Origin of the sequence: Pseudomonas sp. FeS53a (assembly GCF_000931385.1) — a bacterium.
Classification (GTDB): domain Bacteria; phylum Pseudomonadota; class Gammaproteobacteria; order Pseudomonadales; family Pseudomonadaceae; genus Metapseudomonas; species Metapseudomonas otitidis.
Genome location: NZ_JYFT01000027.1, coordinates 1 through 18,213, shown reverse-complemented (window position 1 = coordinate 18,213; position 18,213 = coordinate 1). Strand labels below are relative to the sequence as shown.

Genomic DNA, 18,213 nt, shown 5'->3' with positions numbered 1-18,213 from the left:
CACAAGGAGCCCCACCCATGATCGCCCCCAGCCTGCTCAACCTGTACGTCGACGACCCGGCCCGCAGCGCCGATTTCTACCGGCGCCTGCTGACGGGGGACATCGTCGAGCAATCCCCGACCTTCGCCCTTTTCGTCTTCCCCAATGGCTTCAAGCTCGGCCTCTGGGGCCGTACCGGCGTCGAGCCGGCCACCACCGTGCGCGGCGGCGGCAGCGAGCTGTGCGTCCATGTCGACAGCGACGAAGACGTGGACCGCCTGCACCAGCGCTGGCGCGAGCAGGGCGTGGAGATCGTCCAGGCACCGCTGGCCATGGACTTCGGCTACACCTTCACCGGCCTCGACCCGGACGGCCACCGCCTGCGGGTGTATCACCTGGCGATGTAGTGCCGGAAACGGCGGCTCGCAAGCTTCAGCCCCGCTCGAATCCCCCGGCCAGCCCAGGGGATTCCGGGCGGCCCCGGGTCAGAGGCCGACGAAGAAGCCGATGGCCAGTGCGTTGATGAGGTCGATGAAGAACCCGCACACCAGCGGCACCACCAGGAAGGCCTGGGGCGCGGCGCCGTACTGCTTGGTCACCGCGCTCATGTTGACGATGGCCGTGGCGGTGGAGCCCAGGCTGATGCCGCCGAAGCCGGCGCAGATGACGCTGGCCTCGTAGTTCCTGCCCAGCAGGCGGTAGACCACCCACACGGTGAACAGGATGGAGAGCACCACCTGCAGGCCGAGCGTGCTGAGGATGAAGCCGAGCATGCCGTGCAGTTCCCAGAGCTTGAGGCTCATCAGGGCCATGGTGAGGAACATGCCCAGGCAGATATCGGAGATCAGCGACATGCCGCGCCCGGCCCCCGCCCAGCTCTGGATGCGGCGCGGGCTCAGCCATTGCAGGCCGTTGCGCAGGATGATCCCCGCCATCAGCGCGCTGACGAACATGGGCAGGCGCAGGCCGGCCGAGGTCAGCAACTGGTCCAGGCCGTAGCCGAGCATCATGGCGAGGTTGAGCCACATCCAGGCCCAGAGGATGTCGTAGTAGCTCACGCTCACCTGGGAGGTGTCTTCGTAGGTGGCGCCGATGGCCAGGTCATGGTCCGGAGAGGTGGCCAGGCGATCGCGGCGGATCAGGTAGTTGGCGATGGGGCCGCCGATGACGCACGCCGCGATCAGGCCCACGGTGTTGCTGGCAACACCGATCTCCAGCGCGTTGCCGATGCCCAGGTCGCGGATGAAGGTGTCCGTCCAGGCCAGCGTGGTGCCGACCCCGCCGATCAGCGAGATGGACCCCGTCATCAGCCCGGCCTTCGGGTCGAGCCCGAACAGGCCGGCCATCCCCAGGCCCAGCAGGTTCTGCAGGATGATGAACAGGCTGGCGAGCGCGGTGAGCACCAGCAGCGGCCGGCCGCCCTTGAGCAGGGTGCGGACGTCGGACTTCAGGCCGATGCCGGCGAAGAAGTAGAGCAGCAGCCAGTCCCGGACCTTGAGGTCGAAACTGACCTGGGTGTCCAGCGCCCAGTACAGGATGGCCACCACCAGGGCGCAGATCAGCCCGCCGATCACCGGCTCGGGAATGCTGTAGCGGCGCAGCAGTTCATAGCGCGAGCAGACGGCCTTGCCGGCGAACAGCAGCATGATCGCCAGCGTGAAGCTGATGAAACCGTGAATCTCCAGGGTGTGTTCAAGCATCAGGGTCTCCCGGCAGGCAGCGCGGTTCTGGTGGCGCCGGACAGGGGCCGGGCCGTGCGATCCACGCCGTCGTGTGCAAAAAACAAGCGGCGAAGGCTAACCGAAACAGGCGGGGCCAGGATTGACCGGTGACGGTCCCGGGCGCGCCCTGCGTTCGCCGTTACTCCTGCGGAATGTCCGTCGCACTGGCCTGTCAGCCGAATGCGGGGGCTTTTCGACGGCACCTGGCCAAGGCTAGGTCATCAGAAAGAACCCCGAAGGCTATTCCGCATGTCTGTCATGCCTGCGGGCTGAATGCCTACGCAGCGGGCTCGGTACGACGCCGCCGGGTCGCAAGTGCTCGATGAACGCGTGCAGCCGCTCTGGCCCGGCCCTTTCAAACAAAACCGCACACCGTTGCAACCCGAGCACGCGCCTTCAATTCCCGGGAAACGGCCTGGGGGAAGCTTGAGTCTCCATTCATCCCTCCCTGGAGAACCCCCATGGCCGTCGCCATCGCCGCCCCCGGCAAGACCCTGCTGGACCCGAAGAACCACACGCTGATCCTCATCGACCACCAGTCGCAGATGGCCTTCGCCACCAAGTCCATCGACGCGGTGACCCTGCGCAACAACGCCGCGCTGGTGTCCAAGGCCGCCCGTGAGTTCGGGGTGGACACAATTCTTACCACCGTCGCGGAGAAGAGCTTCTCCGGCCCGATCTTCGACGAGATCAAGTCGGTGTTCCCGGATCATCAGGTGATCGACCGCACCACCATGAACACCTGGGAAGACCCGCGCATCGCCGTGGAAGTGAACCGCATCGGCAAGCCGAGGATCGTCCTCGCCGGCCTGTGGACCTCAGTGTGCATCGTCGGCCCGGCCCTGTCCGCGCTGGACCAGGGCTTCGAGGTGTACGTCATCACCGACGCCTGCGGCGACGTTTCCAGCGAAGCCCACGAGATGGCCATCCAGCGCATGGTGCAGCTGGGCGCCCGCCCGATGACCGCCCTGCAATACCTGCTGGAACTGCAGCGTGACTGGGCCCGTGGCGAGACCTACGACCAGACCGTGAAGACCGCCATCGCCAACGGCGGCGCCTACGGCCTCGGCCTGATCTACGCCAAGACCATGTTCAATGCCTCGGAAGGTCACTGAGATGCGCATCGAACAGGTTCTCTACCGCGCCTCCGCCGAGGCCACCGGTGGCCGTGACGGTCGCGCCATCTCCTCCGATGGCGTGCTCGACGTCGCCCTCACCACGCCCCGCGAGCTGGGCGGCGCCGGCGGCGTCGGGACCAACCCCGAGCAGCTGTTCGCCGCCGGCTACTCGGCGTGCTTCCTGGGGGCGATGAAGTTCGTCGCTGCCCGCGACAAGCTGGCCATCCCCGCCGACGTGTCCATCGAGGGCGTGGTCGGCATCGGTGCCATTCCCAATGGCTTCGGCATCGAGGCCGAGCTGCGCATCAGCCTGCCGGGGCTCGATGCCGAGGCCGCGCGCACCCTGGTGGAGCGGGCGCACATCGTCTGTCCATACTCCAACGCCACGCGCAACAACATCGACGTGACCCTCACCCTGGTCGACTGAAGGAGCAGACAACATGCCCCGCATAGCCTTGCTGAGCGCATTGATCGCCCTGGCCGTCGGCCAGGCCCAGGCCGCTGACTACAGCGGCGTGGAACACAACACCCGGACCTTTCTCGAAGCCCTGGAGAAGGGCGGCGGCAAACCGCTGGAAACCCTCAGCCCGCAGGACGCCCGCGCCGTGCTGGTGGGCGCGCAGAACTCGGTGAAGGTCGACCTCTCCGGCATCAAGGTGGAGGAGAAGGCCATCCAGGCCAACGGCCAGCCCCTGAAGCTGACCGTGGTACGGCCCACCGACGCCAAGGGCACGCCCCCGGTGTTCATGTACTTCCACGGCGGCGGCTGGGTGCTGGGCGACTACCCGACCCACGCACGGCTGATCCGCGACCTGGTGGTGAACTCCGGCGCCGTGGCCGTCTACGTCGGCTACACCCCATCGCCCGAGGCCCGCTTCCCCACCGCCATCGACCAGGCCTATGCCGCCACCCGCTGGGTCGCCGAGCATGGCAAGGAGCTGGGCGTGGACGGCAGTCGCCTGGCGGTGGCCGGCAACAGCGTCGGCGGCAACATGGCCGCCGTGGTGGCGCTCAAGGCCAAGGAGCAGGGGGCGCCTGAACTGCGCTTCCAGCTGCTGCTGTGGCCGGTGACCGATGCCCGCTTCGATAACGCGTCCTACATCCAGTTCGCCCAGGGCTACTTCCTCACCCAGCCGATGATGAAATGGTTCTGGGACAACTACACCACCGACGCCCAGCAGCGCGCCGACATCCATGCCTCGCCGCTGCGCGCCAGCGCCGAACAGCTCAAGGGCCTGCCGCCGGCACTGGTGCAGACCGCCGAGTTCGATGTGCTGCGCGACGAGGGCGAGGCCTATGCCCGCCATCTGGACGCGGCGGGCGTCGAGGTCACCGCCGTGCGCTACAACGGCATGATCCACGACTACGGCCTGCTCAACCCCCTGGCCCACGTGCCGACGGTGCACACCGCGCTGCGCCAGGCCGGGGTCGAGCTGCGGCGGCACCTGCAATGAGCGCCCTCCGGCCCGGTGAAGGGCAGGGGGCCGATGACCCGGTCACCCTGCTCATCCGCCATCGCGTCCATGCCGCCCATGCCACGCAGTACGAAGCCTGGCTGCGGCGCATCGTCGGTGTCGCCCAGGGCTACCCCGGGCACCTCGGGGTGGACGTGATCCGCAGCCATGAGCAGGGCGTGCCGCTGTTCACCAGCGTGCTGCGCTTCACCGGGCCGGAGTGCCTGCAGGACTGGCTCGGTTCCGAGACCCGACGCCAGCTGGTGGCGGAAATCTCGCCGCTGCTGCTGGAGGACGAGGCCCTGGAGCTGAACCCGGCGCGGGAGTTCTGGTTCGCCCCGGCCAGCGCCGAACAGCCACCGCCCCCACGCTGGAAGCAGGCCTGCGTCAGCTTCCTGGTGATCCTGCCGCTCAGCCTGCTGGTGCCCTGGGCCTGGCAGCCGGCATTCGCTGCCTGGCCCTGGCTGGGTGGCTACCTGCCGAGCAACGTGGTGATCACCCTCAGCATCGTCCTGCTGGTGGTCTACCTGTTCATGCCGCGCGTGACCCGCTGGCTCGCGCCCTGGCTGGAAGGCCCCGGCCCCGGAGGTCCCCATGACCGATGAATCCACCCCCAATGGCCGGCGGCGGTTTCTTGCCGCCTCGTCCATCCTCGGCGCCGCTGGCGCGCTGTGGCCCGCGCTCCCGGTGTTCGCGGGCGAAGGCAAAGGAGCTTCCCCCATGCATCCCGATCTGATCCTCCACAACGGCCGGTTCCACACCGTGGACCGCGAGAAACCCACCGCCAGCGCCGTGGCCATCCGCGACGGGCGCTTCGTCGCGGTCGGCAGCGAAGCGGAGGTGATGCCCCTGCGCGGGCCCGCCACCCAGGTGGTCGACCTCAACCGCCGCACCGTCATCCCCGGGCTCAACGACTCCCACCTGCACCTGATCCGGGGCGGCCTCAACTACAACCTGGAGCTGCGCTGGGAGGGCGTGCCCTCGCTGGCCGATGCCCTGCGCATGCTCAAGGACCAGGCCGACCGCACGCCCTCGCCGCAGTGGGTGCGGGTGGTGGGCGGCTGGAACGAATTCCAGTTCGCCGAGCGGCGCATGCCGACCCTGGAGGAGATCAACCGCGCGGCGCCCGACACGCCGGTGTTCATCCTCCACCTCTACGACCGCGCACTGCTCAACCGCGCGGCGCTGCGGGTGGTCGGCTACGACCGCAACACACCCAACCCGCCCGGCGGCGAGATCGTCCGCGACGGCAACGGCGAACCCACCGGCATGCTCATCGCCCGGCCCAACGCGATGATCCTCTACGCCACCCTGGCCAAGGGGCCCAAGCTGCCGCTGGAGTACCAGGTCAACTCCACCCGCCAGTTCATGCGCGAGCTGAACCGCCTTGGCGTCACCAGCGCCATCGACGCCGGCGGCGGCTTCCAGAACTACCCGGACGACTACCAGGTGATCGAGCAACTGGCCCGCGACGGCCAGCTCACCGTGCGCATCGCCTACAACCTGTTCACCCAGAAACCGAAGGAAGAGCTGGACGACTTCAAGCGCTGGACCGGCTCGGTGAAGTACGGCCAGGGCAGCGACTTCTTCCGCCACAACGGCGCCGGGGAAATGCTGGTGTTCTCCGCCGCCGACTTCGAGGACTTCCTCGAACCGCGCCCGGACCTCGCCGCCAGCATGGAGGCCGAGCTGGAGCCGGTGGTGCGCCACCTGGTGGAGCAGCGCTGGCCGTTCCGCCTGCACGCCACCTACGACGAGTCCATCTCGCGCATGCTCGACGTGTTCGAGAAGGTCGACCGCGACATCCCCTTCAATGGCCTGCCGTGGTTCTTCGACCACGCCGAAACCATCAGCCCGCGCAACATCGAGCGGGTGCGGGCGCTGGGCGGCGGCATCGCCATCCAGGACCGCATGGCCTTCCAGGGCGAGTACTTCGTCGAGCGCTACGGCGCCCAGGCCGCCGAGAAGMCCCCGCCGATCCAGCGCATGCTCGCCGAGGGCATTCCGGTGGGTGCCGGCACCGACGCCACCCGCGTCTCCAGCTACAACCCCTGGACCTCGCTGTACTGGCTGGTCAGCGGCAAGACCGTCGGCGGCCTGGCCCTCCAGCCCCAGGGCCTGCCCCGGGAAACCGCGCTGCAGCTGTTCACCCAGGGCAGTGCCTGGTTCTCCAGCGAGCAGGGCAAGAAGGGGCAGATCAAGGTGGGCCAGCTGGCGGACCTGGTGGCCCTCTCGGCGGACTTCTTCAGCATCGAGGACGAGCAGATCAAGTGGCTGGAATCGGTCCTCACCGTCGTCGACGGCAAGGTCGTGCACGCCGCCGCCGAGTTCGACCGACTCGGCCCGCCGCAACTGCCGGTGCTGCCGGACTGGTCCCCGGTGGCCCGTGTTCCGGGCCACTGGCGGCCGGGCGCGCCGACGGTCGCCGCCGTGCATCAGTGCGCCGGCGCCTGCAGCGTCCACGCCCACAGCCACGAGCGGGCCCGCCAGTCGAAGGTGCCGGTGAGCGACTTCACCGCCTTCTGGGGTGCCTTCGGCTGCTCCTGCTTCGCCTTCTGAGGCCAGGACGTGCCTCCAGGCCCCGCCCTCGTGCGGGGCTTTTTCATTCCGGGGGGCGGGCGTGGAGCCATTAAAAAAAGCGGGTCTCAGGCCCGGATAACATCGTTTTTCAGGGGGTGGCCCATTCCCTATATTCGCCGGCACACAGCACTGCTGCTGACCTTGTCTAGCCGGATCGGGAATGGAAATGAGCAAGAACCTAGAAAGCCCCCGCGACGCCATCGCGGGTATCGGAACCCAGGTGGTGTGGGCGGGCGAGCAGGATGGCCACCCCTACAACGCCACCCAGACGCCCATCGTCTTCAGCGCCGCCTATGGCTACCAGGACGTCGACCACTGGTACGACGTCGCCCTGGGCAAGCGCGAAGGCTACATCTACAGCCGCATGGGCAACCCGACGGTGACCACCCTGGAGGCCAAGCTCTGCGAACTGGAGCAGGCGGAATCGGCGGTCGCCTTCAGCAGCGGCATGGCCGCCATCAGCGCGGTGCTGCACACCTTCCTCTGCCAGGGCAAGCGCGTGGTCTCGACCCGCGACAGCTACGGCGGCACCAACAAGATCTTCGAAGAGTTCCTCCCGCGCATGGGCGTGGACGTGGTGCTCTGCGACACCCTCGACACCCAGGCCATCGAGGCGGAGATCGCCCGTGGCTGCGACCTGCTGTACCTGGAGGCGCCCACCAACCCGACCCTGAAGGTGCTGGACATCCGCCGCCTGGTGGCAGCGGCCAAGCGCGTCGGCGCCCTGGTGGTGGCCGACAACACCTTCGCCACGCCGCTCAACCAGAACCCGCTGGCCCTGGGGGTGGACGTGGTGGTGCACAGCGCCACCAAGTTCCTCTCCGGCCACGGTGACGCCCTGGGTGGCATCGCCTGCGGCGCCGAGCACCTGATGGCCAGCGTCCGGCACTACCGCGAGATCAACGGTGCCGCGCTGGATGCCTTCTCCGCCTTCCTGATCATCCGCGGCATCAAGACCCTGGCCCTGCGCCTGCGCCAGCAGCAGCGCAGTGCCCAGGCCCTGGCTGAGTACCTGCTCACCGAGCCCCTGGTGGAAGCGGTGAACTACCCGGGCCTGCCCAGCCACCCCGGGCACGCCATCGCCCGTGGGCAGATGCGCGGCTTCGGCGCCATCGTCAGCTTCGTCCTGCGGGGCGGCATGGACACCGTGACCCGCCTGCTGCCACGCCTGCGCTACGCCCACCGGGCCGGCAACCTCGGCGCGGTGGAGACCATCTACGGTCCCGCGCGCACCACCAGCCACGTGGAGAACACCCTGGAGGAGCGCCTGGCCCTGGGCATCTCCGAAGGGCTGGTACGGGTTTCCGTCGGCATCGAGGAGACCGAGGACCTGCTGGCCGACCTGCAGCACGCATTCGCCGGCGTTCGCGCCGAACTCGCCGCCGTGGCACCTCGCTAGGGCGAACCTTCACTGACCGGATGTCGCACCGAGGTGGAACTCTGACATTCGCCCCACTCCTGGCCGGAGAGTCAGCGAGTCCTTCATGAAAAGGAATAACAAGAAAAACCTGACGGCAAACAGTTTGGTTCTGCCTTGAAGTTGTTCGCAGAAACGTCCTTGTCCGCACACTTTCATGAGATTCAACTTATGTCCCTACATACAACAAACGACAAAGCGACATCGGGGCCTGATTTCAAACAGGACATGCAGACCCGCCACATCGTCATGCTGGCGCTGGGCGGGGTGATCGGCACCGGCCTGTTCCTCACCTCCGGCTACACGGTCAACCAGGCGGGGCCGCTGGGCGCGGTCATCGCCTACGTCATCGGCGCGGTGATGGTGTACATGGTGATGATGTGCCTGGGCGAGCTGGCCGTGCACATGCCCGAGACCGGCTCGTTCAGCAGCTACGCCTCCCGCTACCTCGGAGCGGGCACCGGCTACACCGTGGCCTGGCTCTACTGGCTGACCTGGGCGGTGGCCATCGGCTCGGAGTTCACCGCCGCCGGCATCCTCATGGTGCGCTGGTTCCCGGACACCCCGGTGTGGATCTGGAGCGCGCTGTTCGCCCTGACCGTCTTCATCAGCAACGTGGTGTCGGTGCGGCTGTTCGCCGAGACCGAGTTCTGGCTGTCACTGGTCAAGGTGCTGGCCGTGCTGGCCTTCCTGGTGGTCGGTGCCGGCGCCATCTTCGGTGTCTTCGAGACCCGCCACGTGCAGAGCGCGGGCCTGGCCAACTTCACCCGCGAAGGGCTGTTCCCCACCGGTTTCTGGTCCATCGCCATGACCCTGCTGGCGGTCGCGTTCGCCTTCTCCGGTACCGAGCTGATCGGCATAGCCGCGGGCGAGACCCGCGACCCCAAGCGCAACGTACCGAAGGCGATCCGCACCACCGTGGTTCGCCTGGCGCTGTTCTTCGTCGGCACCATCTTCGTCCTGGCGACGTTGCTGCCCCGGGAGCAGGCCGGCCTGGTGGAGAGCCCCTTCGTCACGGTGTTCGAGTCCATCGGCATTCCCTACTCGGCGGACATCATGAACTTCGTGATCATCAGCGCGCTGCTCTCGGCCGCCAACTCCGGGCTCTACGCCGCCTCGCGGATGCTCTGGACCCTCAGCGACCAGGGCCACATGCCCAAGCGCTTCGCCACCCTCAGCCGCATGGGTACGCCGTTCAACGCCATCGTCGTGAGCATGGCCGGCAGCATCGCCTCGCTGCTCAGCAGCGTGTTCGCGCCGGACACGGTCTACCTCGCCCTGGTGTCCATCTCCGGCCTGGCCGTGGTGGTGGTGTGGATGAGCATCGCCGCCAGCCAGATGGCCTTCCGGCGCCACTACCTGGCCAACGGCGGCCGGCTGGAGGACCTGGGCTTCCGCGTGCGTGGCTACCCCTGGGTGCCGCTGGGCGCGTTGTTGTGCTGTGCCCTGGCGTGCATCGGGATTGCCTTTGATCCGGCCCAGCGAGTTGCGCTCTACTTCGGCGTGCCGTTCATTGCCTGGTGCTACTTCGTCTACTGGGTGACCTGCAAGCTGCGCGAACGGCGCCAGGCTTCGCCCGTTGCCCCGGCAAGGGTACCGGGGGCGGCCTGAACCACGCCTTCCCATTGCGCCGTCCCGAGGTCCCGACCATGCACCCGAAAGCCCTGCCTCCCCTGAACTGGCTGCGCGCCTTCGAAGTCTCGGCGCGGTACCTCAACTTCACCCACGCGGCGGAGGAGCTGCACCTTACCCAGGGTGCGGTCAGCCAGCAGATCCGGCAGCTGGAAAGCCACCTCGGGGTGGCGCTGTTCAAGCGCCTGCCCCGAGGCCTCGGGCTGACCGAGGAAGGCCAGTCCTACCTGCCGGTGGTGCAGGACGCCATCACCCGGCTGGCGGTGGGCACCAACGAGATCTTCGGCCAGCACAAGCGCCGGCCGATCAAGGTCCGTGGCAGCCTGTCGTTCCTGCACTTCTGGCTGGCGCCCCGGCTGGCGGACTTCCGCCGCGCCCACCCGCAGCTGGACATCCGCTACATCAGCAACCTCTGGGTGAAGGAGCTGGACGGCGAGGACGACGTGGAGATCCGCTGGGGCCACGGCCAATGGCCGGGGCTGGTCTCCCAGCGGCTGACCTGGGACACGCTGTTCCCGGTGTGCGCGCCGGAGCTGCTGGCCCAGGGCCCGCTGCGCGAGCCGCGCGACGTGGCCCGCCACCCGCTGCTGCACGTGCTGGGCTACGAGGAGGGCTGGGGCTACTGGTTGCAGCGCGCCGGCGCCGATGACGTCGACTACGCCACCGGCCCGCAGTTCGACACCCTGGTGTCGACCCTGCGCCTGGCCGAGCTGGGGCAGGGCATCGCCCTGGCGCGCTCCTCCATGGTCGAGGACCTGCTGCGCGAAGGACGCCTGGTGGAGCTGTTCGACTGCCGCATCGAGGCCAGCGAATCCTTCTACCTGGTCAGCGGCTCCGGCACCGACCTGCATCCGGACGCCCAGGCCTTCGCCACCTGGCTGGTGGCCCAGGCCCACCGTTCCACCTGAGCTTGGAGTGAACATGCATTACGTGAGTACCCGCAGCGCCTCGGTGCGCGCGGATTTCCGCAGCGTCGTGCTGTCGGGGCTGGCCCCCGACGGCGGCCTGTTCGTGCCGGCTAGCCTGCCGGTGTTCAGCGTGCAGGAGATCGCCACCTGGTCCTGGCTGCCCTTCGAGGAGCTGGCCTGGCGGGTGATCGCCCCCTTCGTCGGCCAGGCCATCGCCGAGGACGACCTGCGCGGGCTGCTCAAGGCCTGCTACCAGGGGTTCGGCCACCGCGCCATCGCTCCCTTGCGCCAGGTGGACCGCAACGAATGGGTGCTCGAGCTGTTCCATGGGCCCACCCGCTCCTCGAAGGATTTCGCCGCCCAGCTGCACGCGCGCCTGGCCCGTCACTTCCTCGAACGGGAAGGGCGTGAAGCCCTGGTGCTCGGCGCCACCAACGGCGACACCGGCCTGGCGGCGGTTGCCGCCTTCGGCGAGTGCCCGCGCAGCCGGGTGGTGATGCTCTATCCCGAGCAGGGCGTGCCAGGCGATCGCCTGGTGGCGTTGCAGGCGGCCGAGTCCGCGCGGGTGCAGGGCATCGCCGTGGCGGGCAGTTTCGACGACTGCCAGCGCCTGGTGTCGCGGCTCTTCAGCCAATGGCCCAGCGAGCACCTGGCCATCGGCTTCAACTCCTCCAATTGGGTCGGCGTGCTGGCGCAGATCGTCTTCTACTTCCACGCTGCGCTGCAGTTGGGCGGCGGCCAGCGTCCCATCGGCTTCAGCATTCCTGCCGCCAGCTTCGCCGAGGTCTATGCCGGTTACGTGGCGCAGAAGATGGGGCTGCCGGTGAACCAGATCATTGTCTCCACCAACCGCAACGACGCCTTGCACCAGTTCATCCACCGCAACCGCTATGGCACCTGCGAGGCCCGCTCGACGCTGTCGCCGGCCATGGATTTTTCGGTGTTCTCCAACGTCGAGCGGCTGGTCTGGGAGCTCTATGACCATGACGACCAGGCCGTGCGCCGGTTGATGGAGCACCTGGAGGCGAGTGGCGAACTGAGCATCGCCAACGCGCCCTGGCTGCAGGCGCGGATGCTGATCGACTCCTACGCCGTGGACGACGCCCAGACCGAGGCGGAGATCGTCGCGCTGTTCCGCGACACCGGCCTGTCCATTGACCCGCACACCGCCACCGGCGTCCTGGCCGCGCGGCTTTACCGGCGCAGCGTGGTGACCCCGATGGTCACCCTCGGCCAGATCGCGCCGGAGAAGTCCGCCGCGCTGCTGGCCCGCCTGGGCGCCTGGCCGGCACCGCTGCCGGCCCGGGCGGCGCCGCGCGCCCACGCCCGCTGCCATGCCCGCACGGACCTGGAGGGCCTGCGCCAGGCCCTGGCCAGGGCCTGAGGACGCGACCGCGATGAAACGCATCCTCGACCCGCTGGACGAGCGGATACTGGCCGAGCTGACCGCCAACGCGCGGATCGCCCACGCCGAGCTGGGCACCAAGGTGAACCTGTCGCGCAACGCGGTGCGCCAGCGCATCGAGCGCCTGGAGCGCGACGGGGTCATCCAGGGCTACACCCTCAAGGTGGGCGAGGGGCGGCGTGCAGCGGCGCTGATCAGCGCAGTGATCTTCGTCTACCGCCATGACCGCATGCGCGGTGAAGAGGTGCTGCGGGACCTGCGGGCCATTCCCGAGGTGACCCAGTGCGACGTGATGAGTGGCGAGTTCGACCTGATGCTGCGGGTCGAGGCCGCTACGCCGGATCGCGTCCATGGCGTCTGGCGGCAGATCGCCGGGATCCCCGGCGTGGCCAATACCGTCACCTCGTTCGTGCTTTCCGCCGTCATCTGACCCCCCTCGCTCCACGACCCGGGCCCCGGCACGCCACACGTGCCGGGGCCTTTTCGTCTGCGCCCGGTGCACGCCGCCGCAGCCCCTGGGGGCGGGCCGTGGGGCCGCTCCGGCACTGTGCAGAACGCCCAATGAATACAGCAGATTGGCCTATTCAACTGCCACAGGCCGGCTCTTAGGCTGACCCCATCGAGCAAACGCCGGATTGGAGGCACCTGATGACCGAATACAAGATCGCCCTCGTGGGCTTTGGTGGAGTGAACCGTGGCCTGGCCCGCCTGGTGGCCGAGCGCAACGGGGCCTGGCAGCGCGAGCTGGGCTTCAGCCTGAAGATCGTCGGGGTCACCGACCTGTTCCTCGGCTCCATCATCGACCGCAACGGCCTCGACGCCGCCCAACTCGCCAACCTGCCCGCCACCCAGGGGGCGCTTGCCAGCCTGCCGGGCGGCACCGCCGAGGCCTTCAACGAGGCCGTGATCAAGCAGTCCGGCGCGGACCTGATCGCCGAGGCCACCTTCACCAACCCGGTGGACGGCGAACCCGCCGCCACCTTCTGCCGCTGGGCCCTGGAGAGCGGCAAGCACGTGGTCACCACCAACAAGGGGCCGATTGCCCTGCATGGCGCCGAGCTCAAGGCCCTGGCCAAGCGCAACGGCGTGGCCTTCGAGTACGAGGGCGCGGTGATGAGCGGCACCCCGGTGATCCGCATGGCACGACAGACCCTGGCGGGAGCCGGCATGGTCGGCTTCGAGGGCATCCTCAACGGCACCTCCAACTACGTGCTGACCCGCATGGAGGAAGGCCTCGGCTTCGACGAGGCGGTGGCCAAGGCCCAGGCACTGGGTTACGCCGAAGCCGACCCGACGGCGGACGTGGAAGGCCACGACGTGCGCCTGAAGGTGGTGATCCTCGCCAACGAGCTGCTGGATGCCCACCTCTCGGTGAGCGACGTCGCCTGCAGCGGCATCAGCGCCCTGACCCCGGCGGACCTGGCCCAGGCCCGGGAGGAGGGGGCTCGCTGGAAGCTCATCGGCTCTGCCCAGCGCCAGGCCGATGGCTCGGTGGCTGCGCGGGTGGAGGCCCGCAAGCTGGATCTCGGCCACCCGCTGGCCGGGATCAGCGGCGCCACCAACGCGGTGGCCTTCAACACCGAACTGCTGGGCGCGGTCACCGTGTCCGGACCGGGTGCCGGCCGTATCGAGACCGCCTTCGCGCTGCTCTCCGACATCGTCGCCCTCCATGCCACCCACGGCCGTCCGTAAGCCCAGGAGCCTGCCCATGACCGTTTCGTCCCTGGCCTTGGCCACCGCTGTCGAGCCCTCCGGCATCGACGTCCACAACCCCTTCGACGGCAGCCTCGTCGGCAGCGTGCCCTGCCTGGGCGCCGCCGATGTGCCGGCCCTGCTGGCCAGTGCCCGCGAGGGTGTACGCCAGTGCGCAGCGCTGCCCCGGCACCGTCGCGCCGCCATCCTGGAGGAGGCCGCCCGCCGGGTGGAGCAGGAGGCCGCCGCCTTCGCCGCGCTGATCGTCGCCGAGGCTGGCAAGACCCTGCGCCAGGCCCAGAAGGAGGTGAAGCGCTGCATCAACACCCTCAAGCTTTCCGCCGAGGAGGCGCGGCGCAATGCCGGCGAGGTGGTGCCCTTCGAATCCTACGAGGGCTCCGAGTCCCGCCAGGGCTGGTTCACCCGTGAACCCCTGGGGCTGATCGTCGCCATCACCCCCTACAACGACCCGCTCAACCTGGTGGCGCACAAGCTCGGGCCGGCCATCGCCGGGGGCAATGGCGTGCTGCTCAAGCCGTCCGAACTGGCTCCGCTGTCGGCCTGCAAGCTGGTGGATTGCCTGCGCCAAGCGGGCCTGCCGGAGGCCGTGGTGACCATCGCCACCGGCGGCGCGGAACTGGGCAAGGCGCTGACCTCGGCCCGGGAGGTGCGGATGATTTCCTTCACCGGTGGCTTCGTCACCGGCGAGCACATCGCCCGCAACGCCGGCCTCAAGAAGCTGGCGATGGACCTGGGCGGCAACGCACCGGTCCTGGTGCTGGACGACTGCGAGCTGGAAGCCACCGTCGAATCCTGTGTCTCCGGTGCGTTCTGGGCCGCCGGGCAGAACTGCATCGGCACCCAGCGCCTGCTGGTGCAGGCCTCGATCTACGCCGAGTTCCGTGAGCGCTTCGTCGCCCGTACCCGCGCGCTGGTGGTGGGTGACCCGGCCCGCGCCGAGAGCGACATGGGCCCGATGATCACCGAGCAGGCCGCCCGCACCACCGAACAGGTGGTGGCCGAGGCCCTCGCCGAGGGAGCGACCCTGCTGTGCGGCCAACGCCGCGAGGGCGCGCTGTATCACCCCACGGTGCTGGAAGGGGTGGACCATCGCAGCCGCCTGTGGCGCCAGGAGGTGTTCGCGCCCGTGGTGGTGCTGGAGCCTTTCGAAACCCTGGAGGAGGCCGTGGCACTGGCCAACGAACCGGAGTACAGCCTGCACGCCGGCATCTTCACCCGCGACCTGCGTCGCGCCCTCTGGGCGGCCCGGCGCATCGAGGCCGGCGGCGTGATGATCAACGACTCCTCCGACTACCGCTTCGACGCCATGCCCTTCGGCGGCTTCAAGTACGGCAGCCTGGGCCGCGAGGGCGTGCGCTTCGCCTACGAGGACATGACGCAGCCCAAGGTGGTCTGCATCAACGACCTCAACTGAACCGTCAGGTGACGACCCTTTGCGGTCGTCCTTTGCACCGGACGACGCCGCTCGCCGCGCCGCCCGGTGCGTTTTTTTCAGGGAGCCTTGCATGATCACGCGATTCCACGAGGGCCCGCGCATGGCCCAGGCCGTTGCCTACGGGCCGTTCTTCGAGACGGCGGGCATCTGTGCCGACGACCCGACGCTGGACATCCGCGCCCAGGCGCGCCAGACCCTGGCGCGCATCGACGCCTTGCTGGCGGAGGCCGGCCTCGGTCGCCGGGACCTGGTGCGGGTGCAGGCCTGGCTGGCCGACTACCGCGACTTCGACACCTTCAACGAGGTCTATGACGCCTGGCTGGCGGCAGGTCCGAAGCCGGTCCGTGCCTGTGTGGGCAGTGCCCTGGGCGGCTACGCGGTGGAGGTCCAGGTGCTGGCCTATCGACAGGCGCCCGGCGCCTAGCGGGGGGCGTGCCGTGACGCAGGGCACGGCGCGGCCACACCGGGGGAGGCCGGCAACACGCGGGGCAGGTATGCTTTCGCTCCTTGTGTCGCACACGCTCCCCCGAAAAGAACATGAAGAATGTCGCTGTCCTCGTGTACCCCGACGTGCTGATGCTGGATGTCTCCGGCCCGGTCGAGGTGTTCTCCATCGCCAACCGCTACCTGCCGCCCGAGCAGCAGTACCGGGTGTTCACCGTCAGCACCCGCGAGGCCATCGTGCGGGCCTCCAACGGCATGCGCCTGGTGGCGGACCACCTGCTGGACGATGCGCCCCGCGAGCTGGACCTGCTGCTGGTCCCCGGTGGTCCCGGCGCCTACAACTTCGACCAGCCGGAGATGCTGCCCTGGCTGCGCGAAACCGTGGCGCGCACGCCCCGGCACGGCTCCATCTGCACCGGTGCGTTCATCCTCGGTGAGGCCGGGCTGCTGGACGAGCGTCGCGTCACCACCCACTGGAACTACACCGAACGTCTGGCGCGGCGCTTCCCCCGGGCCCAGGTCGAGGTGGACCGGATCTACCTGCAGGACGGGGAGCTGGTGACCTCCGGCGGCATCACCGCCGGCATCGACATGGCCCTGGCGATCCTCGCCGACGACCACGGCCGCAAGATCGCCGTGGACGTGGCCAAGGTGCTGCTGGTAGCCATGAAGCGCCAGGGCGGCCAGGCCCAGTTCAGCCCACTGCTGGCGGAGGTGGCGCGGGAGGACACCCCCATCGCCCGTGCCCAGCGCCATGTGCTGGAACACCTGGCGGAAGACCTCAACGTCGAGGCGCTGGCCGGGGTCGCCGGGCTCAGCAGCCGCCACTTCGCCCGGTTGTTCACCCGCGAGGTGGGCATGACCCCCACCGCGTTCATCCACGACGCGCGCATCGACCACGCCCGGCACCTGCTGGAAAGCACCGACCTGCCGCTCAAGACCATCGCCTTCCGCAGTGGCTTCGGCAGCGTGCGCTGTATGCGCGAGCTGTTCACTGAGCGCCTCGGGCTCACTCCCGCGCAGTACCGCCACCAGTTCGGCTAGTGGCCTCACCCGGGGCATGTCCGAATTACGCCCCTCGTTGTCCGCCTGGCTCCCCATGGTTTCGTTTTCGCCCGCAGGGCCGGGCGGCATCATGGCTTCCACGATTGCGCGCCGCCCTCCATCCCTTCCGGATGGGGCTTCGGCGTCCGCAGAAAAAGGGAGGAGGGGCCATGGAGACACAGGAGCAGGACCGCCCCCGCACGGCGATCCACCTGGCGCCCTGGCAGCTGCAACGGGCCAAGGAGCTGATCGCGGCCCACCTCGACCGTTCGCTGACGGTGGCCTGGCTGGCCCGTGAGTGCGGCCTGTCGCGTTGTCATTTCTCCCGCGCCTTCCAGGGCAGCACGGGGCTGTCGCCCCACCAGTGGCTGACCCGCGCGCGGCTGGACCGTGCCCGGCAGTTGCTGCTGGGCGAGCGCACCGTTGCCGAGGTGGCCCAGGCCTGCGGTTTCACCGACCAGGCGCACTTCGCCCGGGTGTTCGTCCGTCATGTGGGCACGCCGCCCAGCCAATGGCGGCTGGCGCGCCTGCGGGAGCAGAGCGGGGCGCGCATGAGCCGGGGCATCGAGCACCCGGCCCCGCGCCCGTCGCGGCTTACTTGCCGATCAGAGTGAAGTAGCTGGTCATCAGGTTGCGGTAGTTGGGGATGTGCTCGGAGAGCAGGTTGCCCAGCCCTTCGATGTCGTTGCGCCAGTCACGGTGCAGTTCGCAGGCGACGCTGAACCAGTTCATCAGCTGTACGCCGGCGGCGTTCATGCGCGCCCAGGCGGCCTGCTGCACGGTCTTGTCGAAGGTGCCCGAGGCATCGGTCACCACGAACACCTCGAAGCCTTCGGCAATGGCCGACAGCGCCGGGAAGGTCACGCACACGTCGGTCACCACGCCGGCGATGACCAGTTGCTTGCGCCCGGTCTTCTTCACGGCGGCGACGAAGTCCGCGTTGTCCCAGGCGTTGATCTGGCCGGGGCGGGCAATGTAGGGCGCGTCGGGGAACTGGGCCTTCAGCTCGGGCACCAGCGGGCCGTTGGGGCCCTGCTCGAAGCTGGTGGTGAGGATGGTCGGCAGGCCGAAGAACTTGGCGACGTCGCCCAGGGCCAGCACGTTGTTCTTGAAGTCGCTGGGGGTGAAGTCCTGCACCAGCGAGATCAGGCCGGACTGGTGGTCGATCAGCAGGACGACCGCATCGTCCTTGTTCAGGCGGTTGTAGGGCTTGGACATGGTGTTTCTCCTTGTGGCGGTGGCCCGCAGCGGGGCGATTGGGGCGCCGTATCACCCCCGGGTCGTCGGCGGGTGGGTACGGGCGCTGCCGCCACTATCGGTGAGCGCACAGGGCGTCGGCTTGCATCGATGTGCTCGATTGGGA

18 protein-coding genes are annotated in these 18,213 nt (G+C 68.7%); 16 read left to right on the top strand and 2 right to left on the bottom strand.

All coding sequences use genetic code 11. From position 1 onward, the window contains the following. The first annotated feature begins 17 nt into the window (after positions 1-17). Complete coding sequence (locus SZ55_RS08050; RefSeq protein WP_044403914.1) at positions 18-386, top strand: VOC family protein; 369 nt, start codon at positions 18-20, stop codon at positions 384-386. Positions 387-464: 78 nt separating this feature from the next. On the opposite strand, the gene gltS is transcribed toward SZ55_RS08050, so the two are convergent. After that, the gene (gene gltS, locus SZ55_RS08045) at positions 465-1,679 is read right to left on the bottom strand and encodes a sodium/glutamate symporter (RefSeq protein ID WP_044403912.1); all 1,215 of its coding nucleotides are present in this window, start codon (positions 1,677-1,679) and stop codon (positions 465-467) included. Between the two features lie 482 nt (positions 1,680-2,161). Between gltS and SZ55_RS08040 the strand changes: the two genes are divergently transcribed. From SZ55_RS08040 to SZ55_RS07970, 15 genes are all read left to right on the top strand, one after another. Beyond that, positions 2,162-2,815: a hydrolase gene (locus tag SZ55_RS08040; RefSeq protein ID WP_044403910.1), complete on the top strand. Its 654-nt coding sequence runs from the start codon at positions 2,162-2,164 to the stop codon at positions 2,813-2,815. A gap of 1 nt (position 2,816) precedes the next feature. Beyond that, a complete protein-coding gene (locus tag SZ55_RS08035) occupies positions 2,817-3,245 on the top strand; it encodes an organic hydroperoxide resistance protein (protein ID WP_044403908.1) in 429 nt (142 codons plus the stop codon). A gap of 13 nt (positions 3,246-3,258) precedes the next feature. Next, positions 3,259-4,272 (top strand): alpha/beta hydrolase, encoded by a 1,014-nt coding sequence (locus SZ55_RS08030; RefSeq protein ID WP_044403906.1) that lies wholly within the window; start codon positions 3,259-3,261, stop codon positions 4,270-4,272. After that, on the top strand, positions 4,269-4,877 hold the full coding sequence (locus tag SZ55_RS08025; RefSeq protein ID WP_044403904.1) for an antibiotic biosynthesis monooxygenase: 609 nt from the start codon (positions 4,269-4,271) through the stop codon (positions 4,875-4,877). Before SZ55_RS08030 ends, SZ55_RS08025 begins: the two co-directional genes overlap by 4 nt. A gap of 115 nt (positions 4,878-4,992) precedes the next feature. Next, positions 4,993-6,831: an amidohydrolase gene (locus SZ55_RS08020; RefSeq protein ID WP_044403902.1), complete on the top strand. Its 1,839-nt coding sequence runs from the start codon at positions 4,993-4,995 to the stop codon at positions 6,829-6,831. Between the two features lie 187 nt (positions 6,832-7,018). After that, the gene (locus SZ55_RS08015) at positions 7,019-8,251 is read left to right on the top strand and encodes a cystathionine gamma-synthase family protein (protein ID WP_044403901.1); all 1,233 of its coding nucleotides are present in this window, start codon (positions 7,019-7,021) and stop codon (positions 8,249-8,251) included. A 246-nt stretch (positions 8,252-8,497) separates the two neighbouring features. Continuing rightward, entirely contained in the window at positions 8,498-9,880 is a 1,383-nt protein-coding gene (locus tag SZ55_RS08010) for an amino acid permease (RefSeq protein WP_142009708.1), read from the top strand. 38 nt (positions 9,881-9,918) lie between these two features. Continuing rightward, positions 9,919-10,809 carry a LysR substrate-binding domain-containing protein gene (locus SZ55_RS08005; RefSeq protein ID WP_044403897.1) on the top strand — a complete coding sequence of 297 codons (891 nt, stop codon included), beginning with the start codon at positions 9,919-9,921 and terminating at the stop codon, positions 10,807-10,809. 13 nt (positions 10,810-10,822) lie between these two features. Then, positions 10,823-12,193: a pyridoxal-phosphate dependent enzyme gene (locus tag SZ55_RS08000; RefSeq protein WP_044403895.1), complete on the top strand. Its 1,371-nt coding sequence runs from the start codon at positions 10,823-10,825 to the stop codon at positions 12,191-12,193. Positions 12,194-12,206: 13 nt separating this feature from the next. Beyond that, the gene (locus SZ55_RS07995) at positions 12,207-12,644 is read left to right on the top strand and encodes an Lrp/AsnC family transcriptional regulator (RefSeq protein WP_044403893.1); all 438 of its coding nucleotides are present in this window, start codon (positions 12,207-12,209) and stop codon (positions 12,642-12,644) included. A gap of 218 nt (positions 12,645-12,862) precedes the next feature. Continuing rightward, positions 12,863-13,906 (top strand): homoserine dehydrogenase, encoded by a 1,044-nt coding sequence (locus SZ55_RS07990; RefSeq protein ID WP_044403891.1) that lies wholly within the window; start codon positions 12,863-12,865, stop codon positions 13,904-13,906. Between the two features lie 16 nt (positions 13,907-13,922). Then, complete coding sequence (locus SZ55_RS07985) at positions 13,923-15,341, top strand: aldehyde dehydrogenase family protein (protein WP_044403888.1); 1,419 nt, start codon at positions 13,923-13,925, stop codon at positions 15,339-15,341. 91 nt (positions 15,342-15,432) lie between these two features. Beyond that, positions 15,433-15,786, top strand: coding sequence for a RidA family protein (locus SZ55_RS07980; RefSeq protein WP_044403885.1), 354 nt, complete (start codon positions 15,433-15,435; stop codon positions 15,784-15,786). Positions 15,787-15,899: 113 nt separating this feature from the next. Further along, positions 15,900-16,850, top strand: a complete 951-nt coding sequence (locus tag SZ55_RS07975; RefSeq protein WP_044403882.1) for a GlxA family transcriptional regulator — start codon at positions 15,900-15,902, stop codon at positions 16,848-16,850. A 170-nt stretch (positions 16,851-17,020) separates the two neighbouring features. Continuing rightward, complete coding sequence (locus tag SZ55_RS07970) at positions 17,021-17,464, top strand: helix-turn-helix domain-containing protein (RefSeq protein WP_052807555.1); 444 nt, start codon at positions 17,021-17,023, stop codon at positions 17,462-17,464. Here the strand turns inward: SZ55_RS07970 and ycaC are convergent. After that, positions 17,445-18,068, bottom strand: coding sequence for an isochorismate family cysteine hydrolase YcaC (gene ycaC, locus SZ55_RS07965; RefSeq protein WP_044403880.1), 624 nt, complete (start codon positions 18,066-18,068; stop codon positions 17,445-17,447). The two genes, SZ55_RS07970 and ycaC, sit on opposite strands and share 20 nt — an antisense overlap. Between the last annotated feature and the right edge of the window lie 145 nt (positions 18,069-18,213).

Excerpts from the sequence above, each read along its gene's own strand:
- SZ55_RS08005 (WP_044403897.1), top strand. The coding sequence starts at position 9,919 with ATGCACCCGAAAGCCCTGCCTCCCCTGAACTGGCTGCGCGCCTTCGAA.
- SZ55_RS08040 (WP_044403910.1), top strand. The coding sequence starts at position 2,162 with ATGGCCGTCGCCATCGCCGCCCCCGGCAAGACCCTGCTGGACCCGAAG.
- SZ55_RS08035 (WP_044403908.1), top strand. The coding sequence starts at position 2,817 with ATGCGCATCGAACAGGTTCTCTACCGCGCCTCCGCCGAGGCCACCGGT.
- SZ55_RS07980 (WP_044403885.1), top strand. The coding sequence starts at position 15,433 with ATGATCACGCGATTCCACGAGGGCCCGCGCATGGCCCAGGCCGTTGCC.
- SZ55_RS08025 (WP_044403904.1), top strand. The coding sequence starts at position 4,269 with ATGAGCGCCCTCCGGCCCGGTGAAGGGCAGGGGGCCGATGACCCGGTC.
- SZ55_RS08015 (WP_044403901.1), top strand. The coding sequence starts at position 7,019 with ATGAGCAAGAACCTAGAAAGCCCCCGCGACGCCATCGCGGGTATCGGA.
- SZ55_RS07970 (WP_052807555.1), top strand. The coding sequence starts at position 17,021 with ATGGAGACACAGGAGCAGGACCGCCCCCGCACGGCGATCCACCTGGCG.
- SZ55_RS08000 (WP_044403895.1), top strand. The coding sequence starts at position 10,823 with ATGCATTACGTGAGTACCCGCAGCGCCTCGGTGCGCGCGGATTTCCGC.
- gltS (WP_044403912.1), bottom strand. The coding sequence starts at position 1,679 with ATGCTTGAACACACCCTGGAGATTCACGGTTTCATCAGCTTCACGCTG.
- ycaC (WP_044403880.1), bottom strand. The coding sequence starts at position 18,068 with ATGTCCAAGCCCTACAACCGCCTGAACAAGGACGATGCGGTCGTCCTG.
- SZ55_RS08010 (WP_142009708.1), top strand. The coding sequence starts at position 8,498 with ATGCAGACCCGCCACATCGTCATGCTGGCGCTGGGCGGGGTGATCGGC.
- SZ55_RS08050 (WP_044403914.1), top strand. The coding sequence starts at position 18 with ATGATCGCCCCCAGCCTGCTCAACCTGTACGTCGACGACCCGGCCCGC.
- SZ55_RS07985 (WP_044403888.1), top strand. The coding sequence starts at position 13,923 with ATGACCGTTTCGTCCCTGGCCTTGGCCACCGCTGTCGAGCCCTCCGGC.
- SZ55_RS07995 (WP_044403893.1), top strand. The coding sequence starts at position 12,207 with ATGAAACGCATCCTCGACCCGCTGGACGAGCGGATACTGGCCGAGCTG.
- SZ55_RS07975 (WP_044403882.1), top strand. The coding sequence starts at position 15,900 with ATGAAGAATGTCGCTGTCCTCGTGTACCCCGACGTGCTGATGCTGGAT.
- SZ55_RS07990 (WP_044403891.1), top strand. The coding sequence starts at position 12,863 with ATGACCGAATACAAGATCGCCCTCGTGGGCTTTGGTGGAGTGAACCGT.
- SZ55_RS08030 (WP_044403906.1), top strand. The coding sequence starts at position 3,259 with ATGCCCCGCATAGCCTTGCTGAGCGCATTGATCGCCCTGGCCGTCGGC.